Raw genomic sequence first — 17,251 nt, forward strand, 5'->3', positions numbered from 1 at the left:
CCTTCGGTGTTGTAAGGTTAAGCCTCACGGATCATTAGTACTGGTTAGCTCAATGCATCGCTGCACTTACACACCCAGCCTATCAACGTCGTCGTCTTCAACGTTCCTTCAGGACCCTTGAAGGGTCAGGGAGAATTCATCTCGGGGCAAGTTTCGCGCTTAGATGCTTTCAGCGCTTATCTCTTCCGCATTTAGCTACCGGGCAGTGCCATTGGCATGACAACCCGAACACCAGTGATGCGTCCACTCCGGTCCTCTCGTACTAGGAGCAGCCCCCCTCAATTCTCCAGCGCCCACGGCAGATAGGGACCGAACTGTCTCACGACGTTCTAAACCCAGCTCGCGTACCACTTTAAATGGCGAACAGCCATACCCTTGGGACCTACTTCAGCCCCAGGATGTGATGAGCCGACATCGAGGTGCCAAACACCGCCGTCGATATGAACTCTTGGGCGGTATCAGCCTGTTATCCCCGGAGTACCTTTTATCCGTTGAGCGATGGCCCTTCCATGCAGAACCACCGGATCACTAAGACCTGCTTTCGCACCTGCTCGAGCCGTCACTCTCGCAGTCAAGCCAGCTTATGCCTTTGCACTAACCTCACGATGTCCGACCGTGATTAGCTGACCTTCGTGCTCCTCCGTTACGCTTTAGGAGGAGACCGCCCCAGTCAAACTACCCACCAGACACTGTCCGCAACCCGGGTAACGGGTCCACGTTAGAACACCAGCCATTAAAGGGTGGTATTTCAAGGATGGCTCCACGCAGACTGGCGTCCGCGCTTCAAAGCCTCCCACCTATCCTGCACATCAAGGACCAGTGTTCAGTGTCAAGCTGTAGTAAAGGTTCACGGGGTCTTTCCGTCTTGCCGCGGGTACACTGCATCTTCACAGCGATTTCAATTTCACTGAGTCTCGGGTGGAGACAGCCTGGCCATCATTACGCCATTCGTGCAGGTCGGAACTTACCCGACAAGGAATTTCGCTACCTTAGGACCGTTATAGTTACGGCCGCCGTTTACCGGGGCTTCGATCAGGAGCTTCAGCTTGCGCTTAACCCCATCAATTAACCTTCCGGCACCGGGCAGGCGTCACACCGTATACGTCCACTTTCGTGTTTGCACAGTGCTGTGTTTTTAATAAACAGTTGCAGCCAGCTGGTATCTTCGACTGGCTTCAGCTCCACGGGTAAACCGCTTCACCTACGCGCCAGCGTGCCTTCTCCCGAAGTTACGGCACCATTTTGCCTAGTTCCTTCACCCGAGTTCTCTCAAGCGCCTTGGTATTCTCTACCTGACCACCTGTGTCGGTTTGGGGTACGATTCTGTGTCACCTGGAGCTTAGAGGCTTTTCCTGGAAGTGTGGCATTTGTCACTTCAGCACCGTGGTGCCTCGTCATCACGCCTCAGTGTTAAAGAAGACCGGATTTGCCTGGTCCTCACACCTTCACGCTTAAACCGGGACAACCGTCGCCCGGCCGACATAGCCTTCTCCGTCCCCCCTTCGCAGTGACACCGAGTACAGGAATATTAACCTGTTTCCCATCGACTACGCCTTTCGGCCTCGCCTTAGGGGTCGACTCACCCTGCCCCGATTAACGTTGGACAGGAACCCTTGGTCTTCCGGCGAGCGGGCTTTTCACCCGCTTTATCGTTACTTATGTCAGCATTCGCACTTCTGATACCTCCAGCAGCCCTCACAGGCCACCTTCAACGGCTTACAGAACGCTCCCCTACCCAACAACGCATAAGCGTCGCTGCCGCAGCTTCGGTGCATGGTTTAGCCCCGTTACATCTTCCGCGCAGGCCGACTCGACCAGTGAGCTATTACGCTTTCTTTAAATGATGGCTGCTTCTAAGCCAACATCCTGGCTGTCTGTGCCTTCCCACATCGTTTCCCACTTAACCATGACTTTGGGACCTTAGCTGGCGGTCTGGGTTGTTTCCCTCTTCACGACGGACGTTAGCACCCGCCGTGTGTCTCCCGTGATAACATTCTCCGGTATTCGCAGTTTGCATCGGGTTGGTAAGCCGGGATGGCCCCCTAGCCGAAACAGTGCTCTACCCCCGGAGATGAATTCACGAGGCGCTACCTAAATAGCTTTCGGGGAGAACCAGCTATCTCCCGGTTTGATTGGCCTTTCACCCCCAGCCACAGGTCATCCGCTAATTTTTCAACATTAGTCGGTTCGGTCCTCCAGTTAGTGTTACCCAACCTTCAACCTGCCCATGGCTAGATCACCGGGTTTCGGGTCTATACCCTGCAACTTAACGCCCAGTTAAGACTCGGTTTCCCTGCGGCTCCCCTATACGGTTAACCTTGCTACAGAATATAAGTCGCTGACCCATTATACAAAAGGTACGCAGTCACCCCATAAAAGAGGCTCCCACTGCTTGTACGTACACGGTTTCAGGTTCTGTTTCACTCCCCTCGCCGGGGTTCTTTTCGCCTTTCCCTCACGGTACTGGTTCACTATCGGTCAGTCAGGAGTATTTAGCCTTGGAGGATGGTCCCCCCATATTCAGACAGGATACCACGTGTCCCGCCCTACTCGTCGAACTCACAGTAAGTGTGTCTTTGTGTACGGGAGTATCACCCTGTACCCTGCGCCTTTCCAGACGCTTCCACTGACACACAGACTGATGCTGGTTCTGGGCTGTTCCCCGTTCGCTCGCCGCTACTGGGGGAATCTCGGTTGATTTCTTTTCCTCGGGGTACTTAGATGTTTCAGTTCCCCCGGTTCGCTTCGTTAAGCTATGTATTCACTTAACGATAGTGCAACGGATTGCACTGGGTTTCCCCATTCGGAAATCGCCGGGTATAACGGTTCATATCACCTTACCGGCGCTTATCGCAGATTAGCACGTCCTTCATCGCCTCTGACTGCCAGGGCATCCACCGTGTACGCTTGGTCGCTTAACCTCACAACCCGAAGGTGTCTCGTGAGACACGCCCGTCTGTTGTGAAAAGTTGAGAGACTTGGACACACCGCTTATCTGTTCCTGTTACGGGGAACAGACACAGTGTGTCGTTTCAATTTTCAGCTTGTTCCGGATTTTTAAAGAGCAAATATCTCAAACGTGATTCCTGAGAATCAGTTTTGAGATAATTTTGGCGGGTGACTTTCACTCACAAACCAGCAAGTGGCGTCCCCTGGAGGTTTGAATCTCACAGTTTACGCGTGGCGTCCCCTAGGGGATTCGAACCCCTGTTACCGCCGTGAAAGGGCGGTGTCCTGGGCCTCTAGACGAAGGGGACACTGAAGTCTCACTCGCAAGACGCCTTGCTTCTTTACTTCTATCAGACAATCTGTGTGGACACTGCGCGGAACGTATCTTTCAGGTAAGGAGGTGATCCAACCGCAGGTTCCCCTACGGTTACCTTGTTACGACTTCACCCCAGTCATGAATCACAAAGTGGTAAGCGCCCTCCCGGAGGTTAAGCTACCTACTTCTTTTGCAACCCACTCCCATGGTGTGACGGGCGGTGTGTACAAGGCCCGGGAACGTATTCACCGTGGCATTCTGATCCACGATTACTAGCGATTCCGACTTCACGGAGTCGAGTTGCAGACTCCGATCCGGACTACGACGCACTTTATGAGGTCCGCTTGCTCTCGCGAGGTCGCTTCTCTTTGTATGCGCCATTGTAGCACGTGTGTAGCCCTACTCGTAAGGGCCATGATGACTTGACGTCATCCCCACCTTCCTCCAGTTTATCACTGGCAGTCTCCTTTGAGTTCCCGACATTACTCGCTGGCAACAAAGGATAAGGGTTGCGCTCGTTGCGGGACTTAACCCAACATTTCACAACACGAGCTGACGACAGCCATGCAGCACCTGTCTCAGAGTTCCCGAAGGCACCAAAGCATCTCTGCTAAGTTCTCTGGATGTCAAGAGTAGGTAAGGTTCTTCGCGTTGCATCGAATTAAACCACATGCTCCACCGCTTGTGCGGGCCCCCGTCAATTCATTTGAGTTTTAACCTTGCGGCCGTACTCCCCAGGCGGTCGACTTAACGCGTTAGCTCCGGAAGCCACGCCTCAAGGGCACAACCTCCAAGTCGACATCGTTTACGGCGTGGACTACCAGGGTATCTAATCCTGTTTGCTCCCCACGCTTTCGCACCTGAGCGTCAGTCTTTGTCCAGGGGGCCGCCTTCGCCACCGGTATTCCTCCAGATCTCTACGCATTTCACCGCTACACCTGGAATTCTACCCCCCTCTACAAGACTCTAGCCTGCCAGTTTCGGATGCAGTTCCCGGGTTGAGCCCGGGGATTTCACATCCGACTTGACAGACCGCCTGCGTGCGCTTTACGCCCAGTAATTCCGATTAACGCTTGCACCCTCCGTATTACCGCGGCTGCTGGCACGGAGTTAGCCGGTGCTTCTTCTGCGGGTAACGTCAATCGGCGCGGTTATTAACCGCACCGCCTTCCTCCCCGCTGAAAGTACTTTACAACCCGAAGGCCTTCTTCATACACGCGGCATGGCTGCATCAGGCTTGCGCCCATTGTGCAATATTCCCCACTGCTGCCTCCCGTAGGAGTCTGGACCGTGTCTCAGTTCCAGTGTGGCTGGTCATCCTCTCAGACCAGCTAGGGATCGTCGCTTTGGTGAGCCGTTACCCCACCAACTGGCTAATCCCATCTGGGCACATCTGATGGCAAGAGGCCCGAAGGTCCCCCTCTTTGGTCTTGCGACGTTATGCGGTATTAGCCACCGTTTCCAGTGGTTATCCCCCGCCATCAGGCAGTTTCCCAGACATTACTCACCCGTCCGCCGCTCGCCGGCAAAGTAGCAAGCTACTTTCCGCTGCCGCTCGACTTGCATGTGTTAGGCCTGCCGCCAGCGTTCAATCTGAGCCATGATCAAACTCTTCAATTAAAAGCTTGATGTGCTTCAACCAGTGAAGCGGTGCTCAAAGATTACATTCACATAATTCATAATGAATTACTGTCTGGTCACTTTAAGGCTTGATATTTTTTTGCATCCGGAGATGCTGAGATATCAATCCTGCGAGTGCCCACACAGATTGTCTGATAAATTGTTAAAGAGCGTGCAACGAGCGGCTGAGCCTGCTGTTGCGAGGTGGCGTATATTACGCTTTCCTCCTACAGAGTCAAGCGTTTATTTTCGCTTTCGTCTGCCTGACGGGCCGGTTTGTAAGCCGTTGTGCCGTGTCAGTGGAGGCGCAGTATAGGGATTTTTCGGAGGCTGACAAGCGTTTATTGCAAATAAATTACCAGGTGCCTTTTTTTTCGCCAAAAAGGCTGCAAAACCTGTGTAACACGGGATATTTGCTGTTTTAAGCATCAGAAAGAGAGGGCAGATGGCATACTACGAAGAGAAACAGAGCTAAAGGAATTGCAAAAATGTCTTTATCTGCACAACAACTCGCGGCGCAGAAGAATCTTTCTTATGTTCTTGCGGAGAAACTGGCACAGCGCATCCTTAAAGGAGAGTATGAAGCGGGTAGCATTTTACCCGGTGAAATCGAACTTGGAGAGCTATTCGGCGTCAGCCGCACCGCCGTGCGGGAAGCAGTAAAGACATTAACAGCCAAAGGAATGGTTTTGCCTCGCCCGCGCATCGGCACCCGCGTTATGCCCCGCAGCCACTGGAACTTCCTTGATAAGGAGCTGCTTACCTGGTGGATGACCGAGGAAAACTTTAATGATGTGGTGGGCTACTTCCTGGTGATGCGTAACAGCCTTGAGCCACAAGCCTGTGCGCTTGCAGCGATAAATGGCAGCAGCGAACAAAAAGCATATCTCAGCGAACTGATGGCAGAAATGACGAGGCTGAAGACCTCGTTTGACCGCGAACGCTGGATAGAGGTCGATATGGCTTACCATGAGCATATCTATGAGATGAGCGCCAATCCTTTCCTTTGCGCCTTCGCCAATCTGTTCCGCTCTGTCTATTACAACTACTTCACGGCGATAACCGACAACGAAGTCATCAAGCTCGATTTACATCGGGCCATCGTTGATGCCGTTGCCCGGGGAGATAGCCAGGCTGCCTTAACCGCGTGTCAGGCGCTATTAAAAGAACCTTTCGCTGAAAACCACGCGGGCTAAATGAACCCCTGCTATTAAACTGAACCGCGCTCCACCAGCTCCGGCGTCAATAGCAGACGCTGCTGCGCCAGCGTGGGCTGCGCCATGCGATGAATTAACACGTCCACGGCCAGCTCGCCCAGCTCATCTTTTGGCTGGTGAACAGTCGTGAGCGGTGGCGTCATGTAGCGCGCCAGCTCAATATCATCATAACCAACCACGGCCATATCCTTCGGCACGCTCAAACCAGCCTGATACAGCGCATGATAAGCGCCCACCGCCATCGCATCGTTTCCGGTGAACACCGCATGAGGCGGCTGCTCCAGCGCCAGAAGAGAATTCATGGCCGTAAAGCCGCCCTGAAACTCAAAATCGCCAATAATTTCATAACCCGGATGAATCGTCAGCCCCGCGCCGTTCATTGCTTTGCGATAGCCTTCCAGCCGCAGTCTGGCGGGCGTTTTATCCTGCCGACCGGCGATGCAGGCAATACGGGTATAGCCATTATCGATAAGATGCTGAGTCGCCATTTCCCCCCCCAGCAGGGAGTTATCCTGAATCACGTCGCTTTCGCCTTCAAAAGGCGCCCAGTCCATCATCACCGTTGGAATGGAGGGATAGCGATTCATTATCTCGGCCGAAGGCAGATGGGTTTCGGTACACAGCAGCAGCAGGCCATCGACGCGTTTTTGCATCAGCGTTTCCAGATTGCGGTTCATGCGCTGCTCATCGCCTTCTGTATTGCACAGCACCAGACTGTATCCGCGCTCAAAGCAGCTACGCTCCACGCCGCGCACCAGTTCAGAATAGAACGGGTTGCTGCTGGCGGTGATTAACATGCCGATGGTGTGGGTCTGGTTAAGTTTGAGACTACGCGCCAGAGCCGAGGGCGCATAGTTCAGCGTTTTGATGGCTGCATCGACCTTTTCGCGAATAGCCTCGCTCACGAACCGGTCTTTATTGATGACGTGTGAAACCGTCGAGGTGGAGACGCCCGCCAGGCGGGCGACATCTTTCATCGTAGCCAAGATTACCCCTGCTGCTGCAAGAACTCGTCGATTTCATTACGCCAGGGCACGGAAGGCTGTGCACCTTTACGTGTGACGGCAATAGCGGCGGCGGCGTGCGCAAAGCGAATCGCCTCATTCAGCGTTTTCTCTTCCAGCAACGCCGTCACCAGCGCACCGTTAAAAGTATCGCCAGCGGCAATCGTATCCACAGCGTTAACCTTAAAGCCCGGAACGCGCTGCCCTTTTCCCTGTTCGCTCAGCCAGACGCCGCGGCTGCCAAGCGTAATAATGACGGTTTCTATCCCTTTACCGTGTAACGCCTGGGCGGCTTTCGCTGCATCCTCGTCATTTTCGACACGAATGCCGGTGAGCTTTTCCGCTTCGGTTTCATTCGGGGTGATCATATTCACCAGCCCCAGCAGTTCATCCGACAATACACAGGCAGGTGCGGGATTAAGCACGACTTTGGTCTGATTCTGATGAGCAATCTTAGCCGCAGCCAGCACGCTTTCCAGCGGCGACTCAAGCTGCATTAACAGCGCGGAAGCGTCGGCAATTTTATCCTGATGGGCCGCAACCAGTTCCGGGGTTAACGCGCCGTTTGCGCCAGCATGAATGCCTATTATGTTTTCGCCCGTACCGTTCACGAAAATCAGCGCAACGCCCGTCGCGGCATCGTTAACAGTAGAAACGGAAGAGATGTCGATATTATCGCTTGCAAGCTGCCTGCAAACGCGGCTGCCGGTGTCGTCATCGCCGACGCAGGCAATAAAGGCAATATCGGCACCGCTGCGCCCGGCCGCCACTGCCTGGTTTGCGCCTTTCCCGCCGAAAGCGAGCTGGTATTCCTGCCCGGTAACCGTTTCACCCGGCGTTGGAAAATGTTCGAGGTTAAGGATATGGTCAGCGTTAATGCTGCCGAGGACGACGAGACTGCCTTTCGTTTTCATTTTTCCTGCCCAGTTAAGTGCGCCACCCTGAACCTCAAGGGTGGCGCGATGCCCTGCTTTTATTTGTCGTCTTATTTGGTGACCAGTTTCAGGTCTACCGGGATTTTAGACTCAACCTTTTCGCCTTTCAGGACTTTATCTGCCGTTTCAACGCCGATGACGCCAATCTGATCGGCCATCTGCGCCACGGTTGCGCCCAGCTTGCCGCCTTCAACCGCTTTTACGCCGTCATCGGTGCCGTCGAAGCCAACCACCAGCACGTCAGATTTACCTGCCGTTTGCAGCGCGCGCAGCGCACCCAGCGCCATTTCATCGTTCTGCGCAAATACGGCCTGCACATCCGGATGCGCGGTCAGCAGGTTCTGCATCACGTTCAGGCCTTTAGTACGGTCGAAGTCTGCCGGCTGGCTCGCCAGTACGGTAAATTTGTGGGCTGCGGTAGCCTGTTTGAAACCTTCGCCACGTTCGCGAGCCGCAGATGCACCGGCGATGCCCTGTAGTTCAATAACCTTCGCGCCATCGCCCAGCTTCTTAGCGATAAAATCACCCGCCATTTTACCCCCGGCTACGTTGTCAGAAGCGATGTGGCTGACCACGGTGCCCTGGTTCGCCATACGGTCGAGGGTAATGACCGGGATCTTTGCCTGGTTCGCCATTTTTACCGCATTGCCCACGGCATCGGAATCGGTTGGGTTGATAAGCATCAGTTTGGTGCCGCGAACGGTCAGGTCCTGCACGTTCGCCAGTTCTTTAGCCGGGTTGTTCTGAGAGTCCAGCACTACCAGGTTATAACCCAGTTTGTCGGCCTCTTTCTGCGCGCCGTCTTTCAGGGAAACGAAGAACGGGTTGTTGAGCGTGGAAACAACCAGCGCGATGGTATCTTTTGCCATGGCGTTCGCACTTACGGTGGCGCTCAGCGCAACTGCGGAAACCAGGGTAGCCAGTTTTTTCATATTCATAGTCAGATGTCCTGTAGGGTTATGATTGTTACTGCTTTTTGTTGTCCACCAGCACCGCCAGTAAAATAACCACTGCTTTGACGATCATCTGGTAATAAGAAGACACACCTAATAAATTCAGCCCGTTGTTCAGGAAGCCGAGGATCAGCGCGCCGATCAGCGTCCCGACAATACGTCCTTTCCCGCCAGCAAGGCTTGTGCCGCCCAAAACGACGGCGGCGATAGCGTCCAGCTCATAGCCGGTACCCGCAGTTGGCTGCGCGGAGGAAAGACGCGCCACTTCGATGATCCCGGCCAGAGACGCCAGCAGACCGGAGAGCGAATAAACGATAACCTTTACTTTATTAACGCTGATGCCGGAAAGACGCGTCGCCGCTTCGTTGCCGCCAAGCGCGTAGATATAACGACCCAGGCGAGTGTGGTGCAGCATGTACCACGCGGCCAGGAAGACAATCCCCATGATCCAAACCGGCGTAGGGATGCCCAGCGGGCGGCCAATACCAAACCAGCCAAAGAGATCGGCGTTATCCGAGAAGCCGGTATTTACCGGGCTTCCGTTGGTGTAAACCATGGTCACACCGCGTAATAACAGCATCATCACCAGCGTTGCGATAAACGCCTGTACGCGCCCTTTCGCAACGATAACGCCGGTCACGGCCCCGATGGCGGCACCCAAAGCCAGCGCCGCAGCAATCGCTACCAGCGCATTCGCTTCTACGCCAACAATCGAGGCGGCTACCGCTCCGGTCAGCGCCAGTAATGAACCGACGGACAGGTCGATCCCGGAAGTAAGAATCACCAGCGTCATCCCCACCGCCATAATAGCGTTCACGGAGGTTTGCTGCAGAATGTTAAACAGGTTATTAACGGTGAAGAAGTTCGGGCTCAGGCTCGAAACGATCGCAATCAGCACCAGCAGGGCGATCAGCGATTTTTGATCCAACAGCCACGCTTTTGTGAACCAGCGACGGGAAGGAACAGACTGGGTGCTCATTTATACAGACTCCTGATTCACGCGATTTAGCTTACCGACAGCCGCCGCCATCAATGTTTCCTGGGTGGCCTCTTCGCGGGTAAACACCCCACCGAGATGGCCCTCATGCATCACCATGATGCGATCGCTCATCCCCAGCACTTCCGGCATTTCTGACGACACGAGAATGATGCTTAACCCATCGGCTTTAAACTGGTTAATTAACTGATAGATCTCTTTTTTCGCCCCAACGTCGACGCCGCGGGTCGGTTCATCAAGGATCAGAACTTTTGGCCGCGTCATCAGCCCGCGTGCAATGGCGACTTTTTGCTGGTTGCCGCCGGAAAGCAGGCCAATCGGCTGCTCAATTGAAGGGGTTTTGACGTTGAACAGACGGACAAAATCCTGCACCGCCTGCTGCTCATCCTTATGCTTCAGGCTGCCGACGTTGTGGCTGAAATAGCGCAGCGCGGTTAGCGACATGTTTTCTTTAACCGACATGCCGAGCACCAGCCCATCGCGCTTACGGTCTTCGGAGATATAAACGATGCCGTTCGCCAGGCCATCCTGCGGAGAACGCGCCACCACTTCCCGACCATCAAGCGCAACATAGCCGCCGGTACGCGGCAGCGCGCCATAAAGCACCTTCATTAATTCTGTACGGCCTGCACCCATCAGCCCGGCAACGCCAAGGATCTCGCCTTTACGTAAGCTAAAGCTGACGTCATTCACGCCAGGCCCGGAAAGATTATCGACACGCAGTCGAACATCGCCCGGCTCTTTATTCAGCCGCGGGTACTGATCTTCAAGCTTGCGCCCAACCATCATTTCAATCAGTGAATCTTCGGTGAGCGTCGCCACTTCGCGTTCGGCAATAAACTGACCGTCGCGGAAGACCGTCACGTCATCGCAGATTTCGAAAATCTCTTTCATGCGGTGGGAGATATAGACGATGCCGCGCCCCTGAGCCTTCAGCTCGCGGATAACGCGGAACAGAGATTCTGTTTCGGTATCGGTCAGCGCATCGGTAGGTTCATCCATGACGATGACTTTTGATTCAAAGCTCAGCACCTTGGCTATCTCAACCATCTGCTGATCGCCAATCGACAGATCGCCCACCAGCTTCTGGCTATTAAAGCGCAGGTTCAGCTTCGCTAAAAGCCTGTCCGCCTCGGCATACATCTTCTTCCATTCGATCCTGCCGAAGCGGTTCACGAACTCCCGTCCGAGGAAGATATTTTCCGCGATGCTGAGCTGCGGGATCAGGTTGAGTTCCTGATGAATGATGCCGATGCCCGCTTCCTGTGAGGATTTGGGGCCGTTAAAGGTGGTTTCCTGGCCCAGCCATAACAGCGAACCGGCATCGCGTTGATAAATGCCGGTCAACACTTTCATCATAGTGGATTTGCCCGCGCCGTTTTCACCCACCAGCGCCATCACGCGCCCCGGATAGACGTTCAGCGCGGCGCCGGAAAGGGCTTTTACGCCAGGGAAAGATTTATCGATCCCTTTTAACTGCAGTAAGGGTTTCATGCCGGCCTCAGAAATTTACGCCAGCACAGAGAATGATATTCGCATACGGGGAACACTCCCCGCTGCGAATAACCGCATGTGCATCAGCGGTGTGCTTCTTGAACTGTTCATGACTGATATAGCGAACAGCAATGGTATTTCCCTGGTGTTGTTGCAGTTGCCCGATGTGTTTGAGCAACGTTTCGTGGAGCTCTGGATTATATTGTTGAATTTCCTGAGCGAGGATCGCGGATTCAACCTGCATCTCTTGCGTTACGACATCAACGACCTGCATAAAACCCGGCACGCCGTGAGTCAGAGCCAAATCAATACGCTGCGTACTACGCGGAATTGGCAATCCGGCATCGGCTACCACCAGCGTGTCGGTGTGGCCAAGACGCGAAATCACGGATGAGATATCAGCGTTGAGAACGGTACCTTTTTTCATTTTCTTACTCCACTAGCGAAACGTTTCGCTGATGGGGAGTGTAAGAAATATAGCGGCGATAAAACAACCATGAGGTTATGAAAATGTGATCGCTATCGAAACGTTTCGCCAGTAATGTTCCGCACGGCAAAAACGAGAGCGTGTTCAGCAATAAAATGGAAGCAGGAATCAAAAAAGAGAAGATGTCAGGGAAAATCCCTTCACTGATACTTTATGTGGTTAAGCAAAAAAGCCAGAAGACCACGGTTTTCTGGCTTTTTCCCACCATGACGCCCCTTCGAATGAAGAGGCTTTGGCGTTAAATCTCGACCTGGGTGCCCAGTTCGATAACCCTGTTTGGCGGGATCTCAAACTGGTCCGGCGCCCGCAGGGCATTGCGCTGAAGCGCAAGGAACAGCTTGCCGCGCAGACGCAGATACCATGGCCGTTTGCCGATGATCAGCGACTCGTGGGACATAAAGAAAGAGGTCTCCGACATTCGGCAGCTTAACCCTTCCAGGCCGCAGCGGTGGAAAATCTCTTCCACGTTTGGCGTTTCACGCCAGCCGTAGCTCGCCACCACGCGCCAGAAGGTTGGCGAAAGCTGCTCGATAGCGACGCGTTTCACGTTATGCACGTAAGGCGCATCCTCTGTTCGCAGCGTCAGAAGCACCACCCGTTCATGCAGCACTTTGTTGTGCTTCAGATTATGAAGCATCGCAAAAGGGATGACGTTCAGGGCACGGGACATATATACCGCCGTGCCAGGAACGCGTACCGGCGGCGATTTCTCCAGTGAGACGATCATCGCTTCCAGAGAGTTGCCGTGTTCATGCATGCGTCTGAGCAGACGGAAACGCTCGCTCTTCCAGGTGGTCATGATGATAAACATCACCAGAGCCAGACAAAGCGGGAGCCAGCCGCCGGAGAATATCTTGATGACGTTGGCCGAAAACAGCGGAATATCGATACACAGGAAACCAACGCCCATCAGCAGGACGGCAATCTTGTTCCACTGCCAGTTTTTGCGCGCCACGGTGCACAAGAGGAGAGAGGTCAGCACCATAGTGCCGGTTACCGCGATCCCGTAGGCCGCCGCCAGGTTGCTGGAATGCTCGAAGCTGACGATCACAATCACCACGGAGATATAGAGGATCCAGTTAATCGCCGGAACGTAAATCTGCCCGGACTCCATTTCCGAGGTGTGGATAATGCGCATTGGCGACAGATAGCCCAGACGAACCGCCTGCCGGGTCAGCGAGAAGACGCCGGAAATAACCGCCTGCGAGGCGATAACCGTAGCGAGCGTAGCCAGAATCATCAGAGGAACAAGCGCCCAGTCGGGCGCCAGCAGGAAGAAGGGGTTTTTAATCGCTTCCGGCGTTTTCAGCAGCAGCGCGCCCTGGCCAAAATAGTTCAGCACCAGCGACGGCAGCACCACGGTAAACCACGCAATGCGGATCGGAAACTTACCAAAGTGTCCCATATCCGCATACAGCGCTTCCACGCCGGTAATCGACAGCACGACGGCGCCAAGCGCAAAGAATGAAACCGTTTTATATTCCACGAAGAAATGCACCGCCCATGCCGGGTTCAGCGCCTGAAGCACTTCCGGATTAGCGAGGATGCTGCGTGCGCCCAGCACGGCCAGCACCAGGAACCAGAGCAGCATCACCGGCGCGAACAGCTTGCCCACCATGCCCGTACCGTGTTTCTGAATAATGAACAGCAGCGTCAGGACAATTATCGACAGCGGAACGATATAGGTATCAAGCTGCGGCGCGGCTATTTCAAGCCCTTCAATGGCCGACATCACCGATATCGCCGGGGTTATCACTACCTCGCCATAGAAGAAGCTGCCGCCGATCAAGCCCATGATCACCAGCACCGAGGTCATTTTCGCTGAGGTGTTACGCCCCGCCAGCGACATCAGCGTTAAAATACCGCCCTCACCGGCGTTATCCGCCCGCATGACGAAAGTAAGGTATTTCACGGAGACGACTAAAATCAGCAGCCAGAAAATCAAAGATAAAAAGCCGAAGACGGCTTCGCGTTCGACACCAAACCCGAACTGACCGGAAAGACATTCCCGGAGAGTATAAAGCGGGCTGGTACCAATATCCCCGTACACCACACCAATTGCAGCCAGCGTAATCGCCGGCAAGGATTGTTTATTATCAGCGCTCATAGACTAATCTTTTGTTGGAATCCTGAAAGCGTGTGCTTAGTCCCTTGGCCCACAAAAAGGCGCACAGTATGCACGATAACGGCGGAAATCGTACCCTTAAATGCAGTTGGCTTAACTTAGGTCAGAGAAAAAAGGTCAGGTCATCAATCCGTTAACGGGCTTAAGCAGAAGCGATATACTCGCCTTCCCGCACAGCGATAACCACGTAAGGACGCAAAGCTAATTATGGCGCAATCACATTTATTGGCGGAAAGAATTTCTCGACTCAGCCTGTCGCTTGAAAAAGGACTTTTTGAGCGTCAGCACGCCATCCGGCTTTGCCTGCTGGCGGCACTGAGCGGGGAGAGCGTTTTTTTATTAGGGCCGCCGGGAATAGCAAAGAGCCTGATTGCTCGCCGCCTTAAGTTTGCCTTCAGGCAAGCCCGTGCTTTTGAATATCTGATGACGCGCTTTTCCACACCGGAAGAAGTCTTCGGGCCGCTTTCTATTCAGGCGCTAAAAGATGAGGGGCGCTACGAGCGTCTCACCGCAGGATATCTGCCGGAAGCGGAAATTGTCTTTCTCGATGAGATCTGGAAGGCGGGGCCGGCCATTCTTAACACCTTACTGACCGCCATCAATGAACGCCGCTTCAGAAACGGGGCCAACGAAGAGAAAATCCCGATGCGTCTGCTGGTGGCCGCTTCCAATGAACTCCCCGAAGCCGACAGCAGCCTTGAAGCTTTATATGACCGCATGCTGATCCGCCTGTGGCTCGATAAAGTGCAGGAGAAGGGGAATTTCCGCTCGATGCTCGTCAGCCAGCAGGATGAAAACGAAAACCCCGTGGCGGAAAGCCTGCAGGTGAGCGATGAAGAGTATTTCACCTGGCAGCAGGAGATCGGCAAAGTCGCTCTGCCTGACGATGTCTTTGAGCTGATATTCATCCTGCGCCAGCAGCTTGATGAGCTACCGGGCGCGCCTTATGTTTCCGACCGGCGCTGGAAAAAAGCGATTCGCCTGCTGCAGGCCAGCGCCTTTTTCAGCGGCCGGACCGTTGTCGCGCCCATCGATCTGATTCTGTTAAAAGACTGCCTGTGGCACGACACCGCCGCCATGAACCTGATGCAACAGCAGCTGGAAATATTGATGACCGGGAAGGCCTGGCAGCAGCACGCGATGCTCAGCAAGCTCGGGACTATCATTCAGCGCCGCATCCAGGCGCAACAGCAGCACAGCGACCGGGAAGCCGTTACCGTAAGCAAGCAGAGCGGGATGTTCAGCCGTCGCCCGCACTACCAGCTTCCCGATTATCTCTCCGGGGAATCTCTGACGTTACTGCTTCAGCAGCCGCTGAAACTGCATGATATAGAAGTTATCCACGTCGCGATAAACCGCGAGTCGTTGGCCCTGTGGCTGGAAAAAGGTGGAGAAATTCGCGGAAAGCTTAACGGCATTGGCTTTGCCCAGTCGCTGAACCTGGAAGTGGACGCCACGCAGCATCTGGTTATCAGGGATGTCAGCATGCAGGGAACCCGGCTGGTGGTGCCGGGCAAACAGCAGCAGGGCATGCCGGATGAGATCAAACAGCAGTTCGACGATCTTGAAGCTTCTCTTCACCAGCAGCACGAGCGTTTTAACGATCGGCAAAAATGCTTGTTTATCCAGAATGAGTGGCTGGGCAAGATCGAAGCCAGCCTGCAGGATGTCGCCGCACAGATCAAAGAGGCCCGGCAATAATGCTGAGCCTGGAGACGCTCGACGTTATTCTCGCTATCAGCGAAGGCGAAATGATAGAAGAGATGATACTGACGTTGCTGGCCGCTCCCCAGCTGGCCGTCTTCTTTGAAAAATTCCCACGGCTTAAAAATGCTGTCACGCAGGACATTCCACGCTGGCGGGAGCTGCTCAGGGCCAGGATCCATGACGCTAAAGTGCCGCCGGAGCTGGCAAGCGAGGTGCTGTGCTATCAGGAAAGCCAGCTGCTCACTACCAGCCAGCTTATCGTAAAGCAGCCTGAAATACTGGCGCTGTTAAAGCGCGTCAATTCCCCTTTCTTTGGGCAAGCACAGGCGCTGGTGGCAGAGCATCCTCATTTTACCCCGGCGCAGCAAACCCTGTTTCTGCAGCGCTGGCGTCTGAGCCTGATCGTTCAGGCAACCTCGCTAAACCAGCAACTGCTTGAAGACGAGCGCGATCGATTGCTGGCGGAAGTGCAGGCTCGCCTGGCGTTAAGCGGCCAGCTGGAACCCGCGTTGTCAGAAAACGATAACGCAGCCAGCCGGCTGTGGGATATGAGCGCCGGGGCGCTTCAGCGCGGCGACTACCAGTTAATCGTGCAGTACGGCGAGTTTCTCGCCAGCCAGCCTGAATTGATGAAGCTGGCTGAACAACTCGGGCGCTCGAAAGAGGCTAAAGCCGTGCCGAGAAAAGATTCTCCCATGGAGAGCTGGCGCATAATGGTGCGCGAACCGGCCACGGTGCCTGAACAGGTAGACGGCCTGCAGCGCAGCGACGATATTCTGCGACTGTTGCCGCCGGAGCTGGCGACGCTTGGCATTACCGAACTGGAGTTTGAGTTCTACCGCAGGCTGGTGGAAAAGCAGCTGCTGACCTATCGCCTGCACGGCGACGCCTGGCGGGAAAAAGTAGTTGAGCGCCCCGTCGCTCATCAGGATTTCGATGAGCAGCCGCGCGGCCCGTTTATCGTCTGCGTGGACACGTCCGGCTCAATGGGCGGCTTCAATGAACAGTGCGCCAAGGCGTTCTGTCTTGCCCTTATGCGCATCGCGCTTGCCGATAACCGTCGCTGCTTCATTATGCTGTTTTCCAGCGAAGTAGTTCGCTACGAGGTTTGCGGACGCGACGGCATTGAGCAGGCCATCCGTTTCCTCAGCCAGCGTTTTCGTGGCGGCACCGATCTGGCAAGCTGCTTTCGGGCAATAGTCGAGAAAATGCAGGGCAGCGAATGGTTCGATGCCGACGCGGTGGTGATTTCAGATTTTATCGCCCAGCGGCTGCCGGATGAGGTAATAAACAAGGTGAAGGGATTACGGCAGGCTCATCAGCACCGTTTTCATGCGGTGGCGATGTCAGGCCACGGCAAACCCGGCATCATGCGCATTTTCGATCATATCTGGCGCTTTGATACCGGGATGCGTAGCCGCCTGCTGCGGCGCTGGCAGCGCTAAGG

At 54.5% G+C, this 17,251-nt stretch carries 10 protein-coding genes, 1 tRNA gene and 2 rRNA genes; 3 read left to right on the top strand and 10 right to left on the bottom strand.

Annotated features, from left to right (window positions below; all coding sequences use genetic code 11):
- Positions 1-13 precede the first annotated feature (13 nt).
- From WLO31_RS20870 to WLO31_RS20880, 3 genes are all read right to left on the bottom strand, one after another.
- Positions 14-2,921: ribosomal RNA gene (locus WLO31_RS20870) — 23S ribosomal RNA — on the bottom strand.
- A gap of 260 nt (positions 2,922-3,181) precedes the next feature.
- A tRNA-Glu gene (locus WLO31_RS20875) sits at positions 3,182-3,257 on the bottom strand.
- Positions 3,258-3,342: 85 nt separating this feature from the next.
- A 16S ribosomal RNA gene (locus tag WLO31_RS20880) occupies positions 3,343-4,885 on the bottom strand.
- The 16S and 23S rRNA genes sit together here with 1 tRNA gene alongside, the layout of an rRNA operon.
- 488 nt (positions 4,886-5,373) lie before the next feature.
- Between WLO31_RS20880 and WLO31_RS20885 the strand changes: the two genes are divergently transcribed.
- Positions 5,374-6,081: a FadR/GntR family transcriptional regulator gene (locus WLO31_RS20885; RefSeq protein WP_435928414.1), complete on the top strand. Its 708-nt coding sequence runs from the start codon at positions 5,374-5,376 to the stop codon at positions 6,079-6,081.
- 14 nt (positions 6,082-6,095) lie between these two features.
- On the opposite strand, the gene rbsR is transcribed toward WLO31_RS20885, so the two are convergent.
- From rbsR to kup, 7 genes are all read right to left on the bottom strand, one after another.
- Positions 6,096-7,088 carry a ribose operon transcriptional repressor RbsR gene (gene rbsR, locus WLO31_RS20890; RefSeq protein ID WP_435928415.1) on the bottom strand — a complete coding sequence of 331 codons (993 nt, stop codon included), beginning with the start codon at positions 7,086-7,088 and terminating at the stop codon, positions 6,096-6,098.
- 2 nt (positions 7,089-7,090) lie between these two features.
- Positions 7,091-8,020, bottom strand: coding sequence for a ribokinase (rbsK, locus tag WLO31_RS20895; protein ID WP_435928416.1), 930 nt, complete (start codon positions 8,018-8,020; stop codon positions 7,091-7,093).
- A 71-nt stretch (positions 8,021-8,091) separates the two neighbouring features.
- Entirely contained in the window at positions 8,092-8,979 is an 888-nt protein-coding gene (rbsB, locus tag WLO31_RS20900) for a ribose ABC transporter substrate-binding protein RbsB (protein ID WP_435928417.1), read from the bottom strand.
- A 28-nt stretch (positions 8,980-9,007) separates the two neighbouring features.
- Positions 9,008-9,973 carry a ribose ABC transporter permease gene (gene rbsC, locus WLO31_RS20905; protein WP_435928418.1) on the bottom strand — a complete coding sequence of 322 codons (966 nt, stop codon included), beginning with the start codon at positions 9,971-9,973 and terminating at the stop codon, positions 9,008-9,010.
- Positions 9,974-11,485, bottom strand: coding sequence for a ribose ABC transporter ATP-binding protein RbsA (gene rbsA / locus WLO31_RS20910; RefSeq protein ID WP_435928419.1), 1,512 nt, complete (start codon positions 11,483-11,485; stop codon positions 9,974-9,976).
- A gap of 7 nt (positions 11,486-11,492) precedes the next feature.
- Positions 11,493-11,912, bottom strand: a complete 420-nt coding sequence (gene rbsD, locus WLO31_RS20915; RefSeq protein ID WP_435928420.1) for a D-ribose pyranase — start codon at positions 11,910-11,912, stop codon at positions 11,493-11,495.
- 298 nt (positions 11,913-12,210) lie between these two features.
- Positions 12,211-14,079 carry a low affinity potassium transporter Kup gene (gene kup, locus WLO31_RS20920; RefSeq protein ID WP_435928421.1) on the bottom strand — a complete coding sequence of 623 codons (1,869 nt, stop codon included), beginning with the start codon at positions 14,077-14,079 and terminating at the stop codon, positions 12,211-12,213.
- Between the two features lie 225 nt (positions 14,080-14,304).
- Between kup and ravA the strand changes: the two genes are divergently transcribed.
- Positions 14,305-15,798 (top strand): ATPase RavA, encoded by a 1,494-nt coding sequence (ravA, locus tag WLO31_RS20925; protein WP_435928422.1) that lies wholly within the window; start codon positions 14,305-14,307, stop codon positions 15,796-15,798.
- Positions 15,798-17,249, top strand: a complete 1,452-nt coding sequence (viaA, locus tag WLO31_RS20930; protein ID WP_435928423.1) for an ATPase RavA stimulator ViaA — start codon at positions 15,798-15,800, stop codon at positions 17,247-17,249. Before ravA ends, viaA begins: the two co-directional genes overlap by 1 nt.
- Positions 17,250-17,251 lie beyond the last annotated feature (2 nt).

The sequence above is a fragment of the Dryocola sharpae genome, from assembly GCF_051307055.1.
GTDB lineage: Bacteria > Pseudomonadota > Gammaproteobacteria > Enterobacterales > Enterobacteriaceae > Dryocola.

Bases quoted from the DNA above. Each gene is read 5' to 3' on its own strand.
- WLO31_RS20885 (WP_435928414.1), top strand. From the start codon at position 5,374: ATGTCTTTATCTGCACAACAACTCGCGGCGCAGAAGAATCTTTCTTAT.
- rbsK (WP_435928416.1), bottom strand. From the start codon at position 8,020: ATGAAAACGAAAGGCAGTCTCGTCGTCCTCGGCAGCATTAACGCTGAC.
- rbsB (WP_435928417.1), bottom strand. From the start codon at position 8,979: ATGAATATGAAAAAACTGGCTACCCTGGTTTCCGCAGTTGCGCTGAGC.
- rbsC (WP_435928418.1), bottom strand. From the start codon at position 9,973: ATGAGCACCCAGTCTGTTCCTTCCCGTCGCTGGTTCACAAAAGCGTGG.
- rbsA (WP_435928419.1), bottom strand. From the start codon at position 11,485: ATGAAACCCTTACTGCAGTTAAAAGGGATCGATAAATCTTTCCCTGGC.
- rbsD (WP_435928420.1), bottom strand. From the start codon at position 11,912: ATGAAAAAAGGTACCGTTCTCAACGCTGATATCTCATCCGTGATTTCG.
- kup (WP_435928421.1), bottom strand. From the start codon at position 14,079: ATGAGCGCTGATAATAAACAATCCTTGCCGGCGATTACGCTGGCTGCA.
- ravA (WP_435928422.1), top strand. From the start codon at position 14,305: ATGGCGCAATCACATTTATTGGCGGAAAGAATTTCTCGACTCAGCCTG.
- viaA (WP_435928423.1), top strand. From the start codon at position 15,798: ATGCTGAGCCTGGAGACGCTCGACGTTATTCTCGCTATCAGCGAAGGC.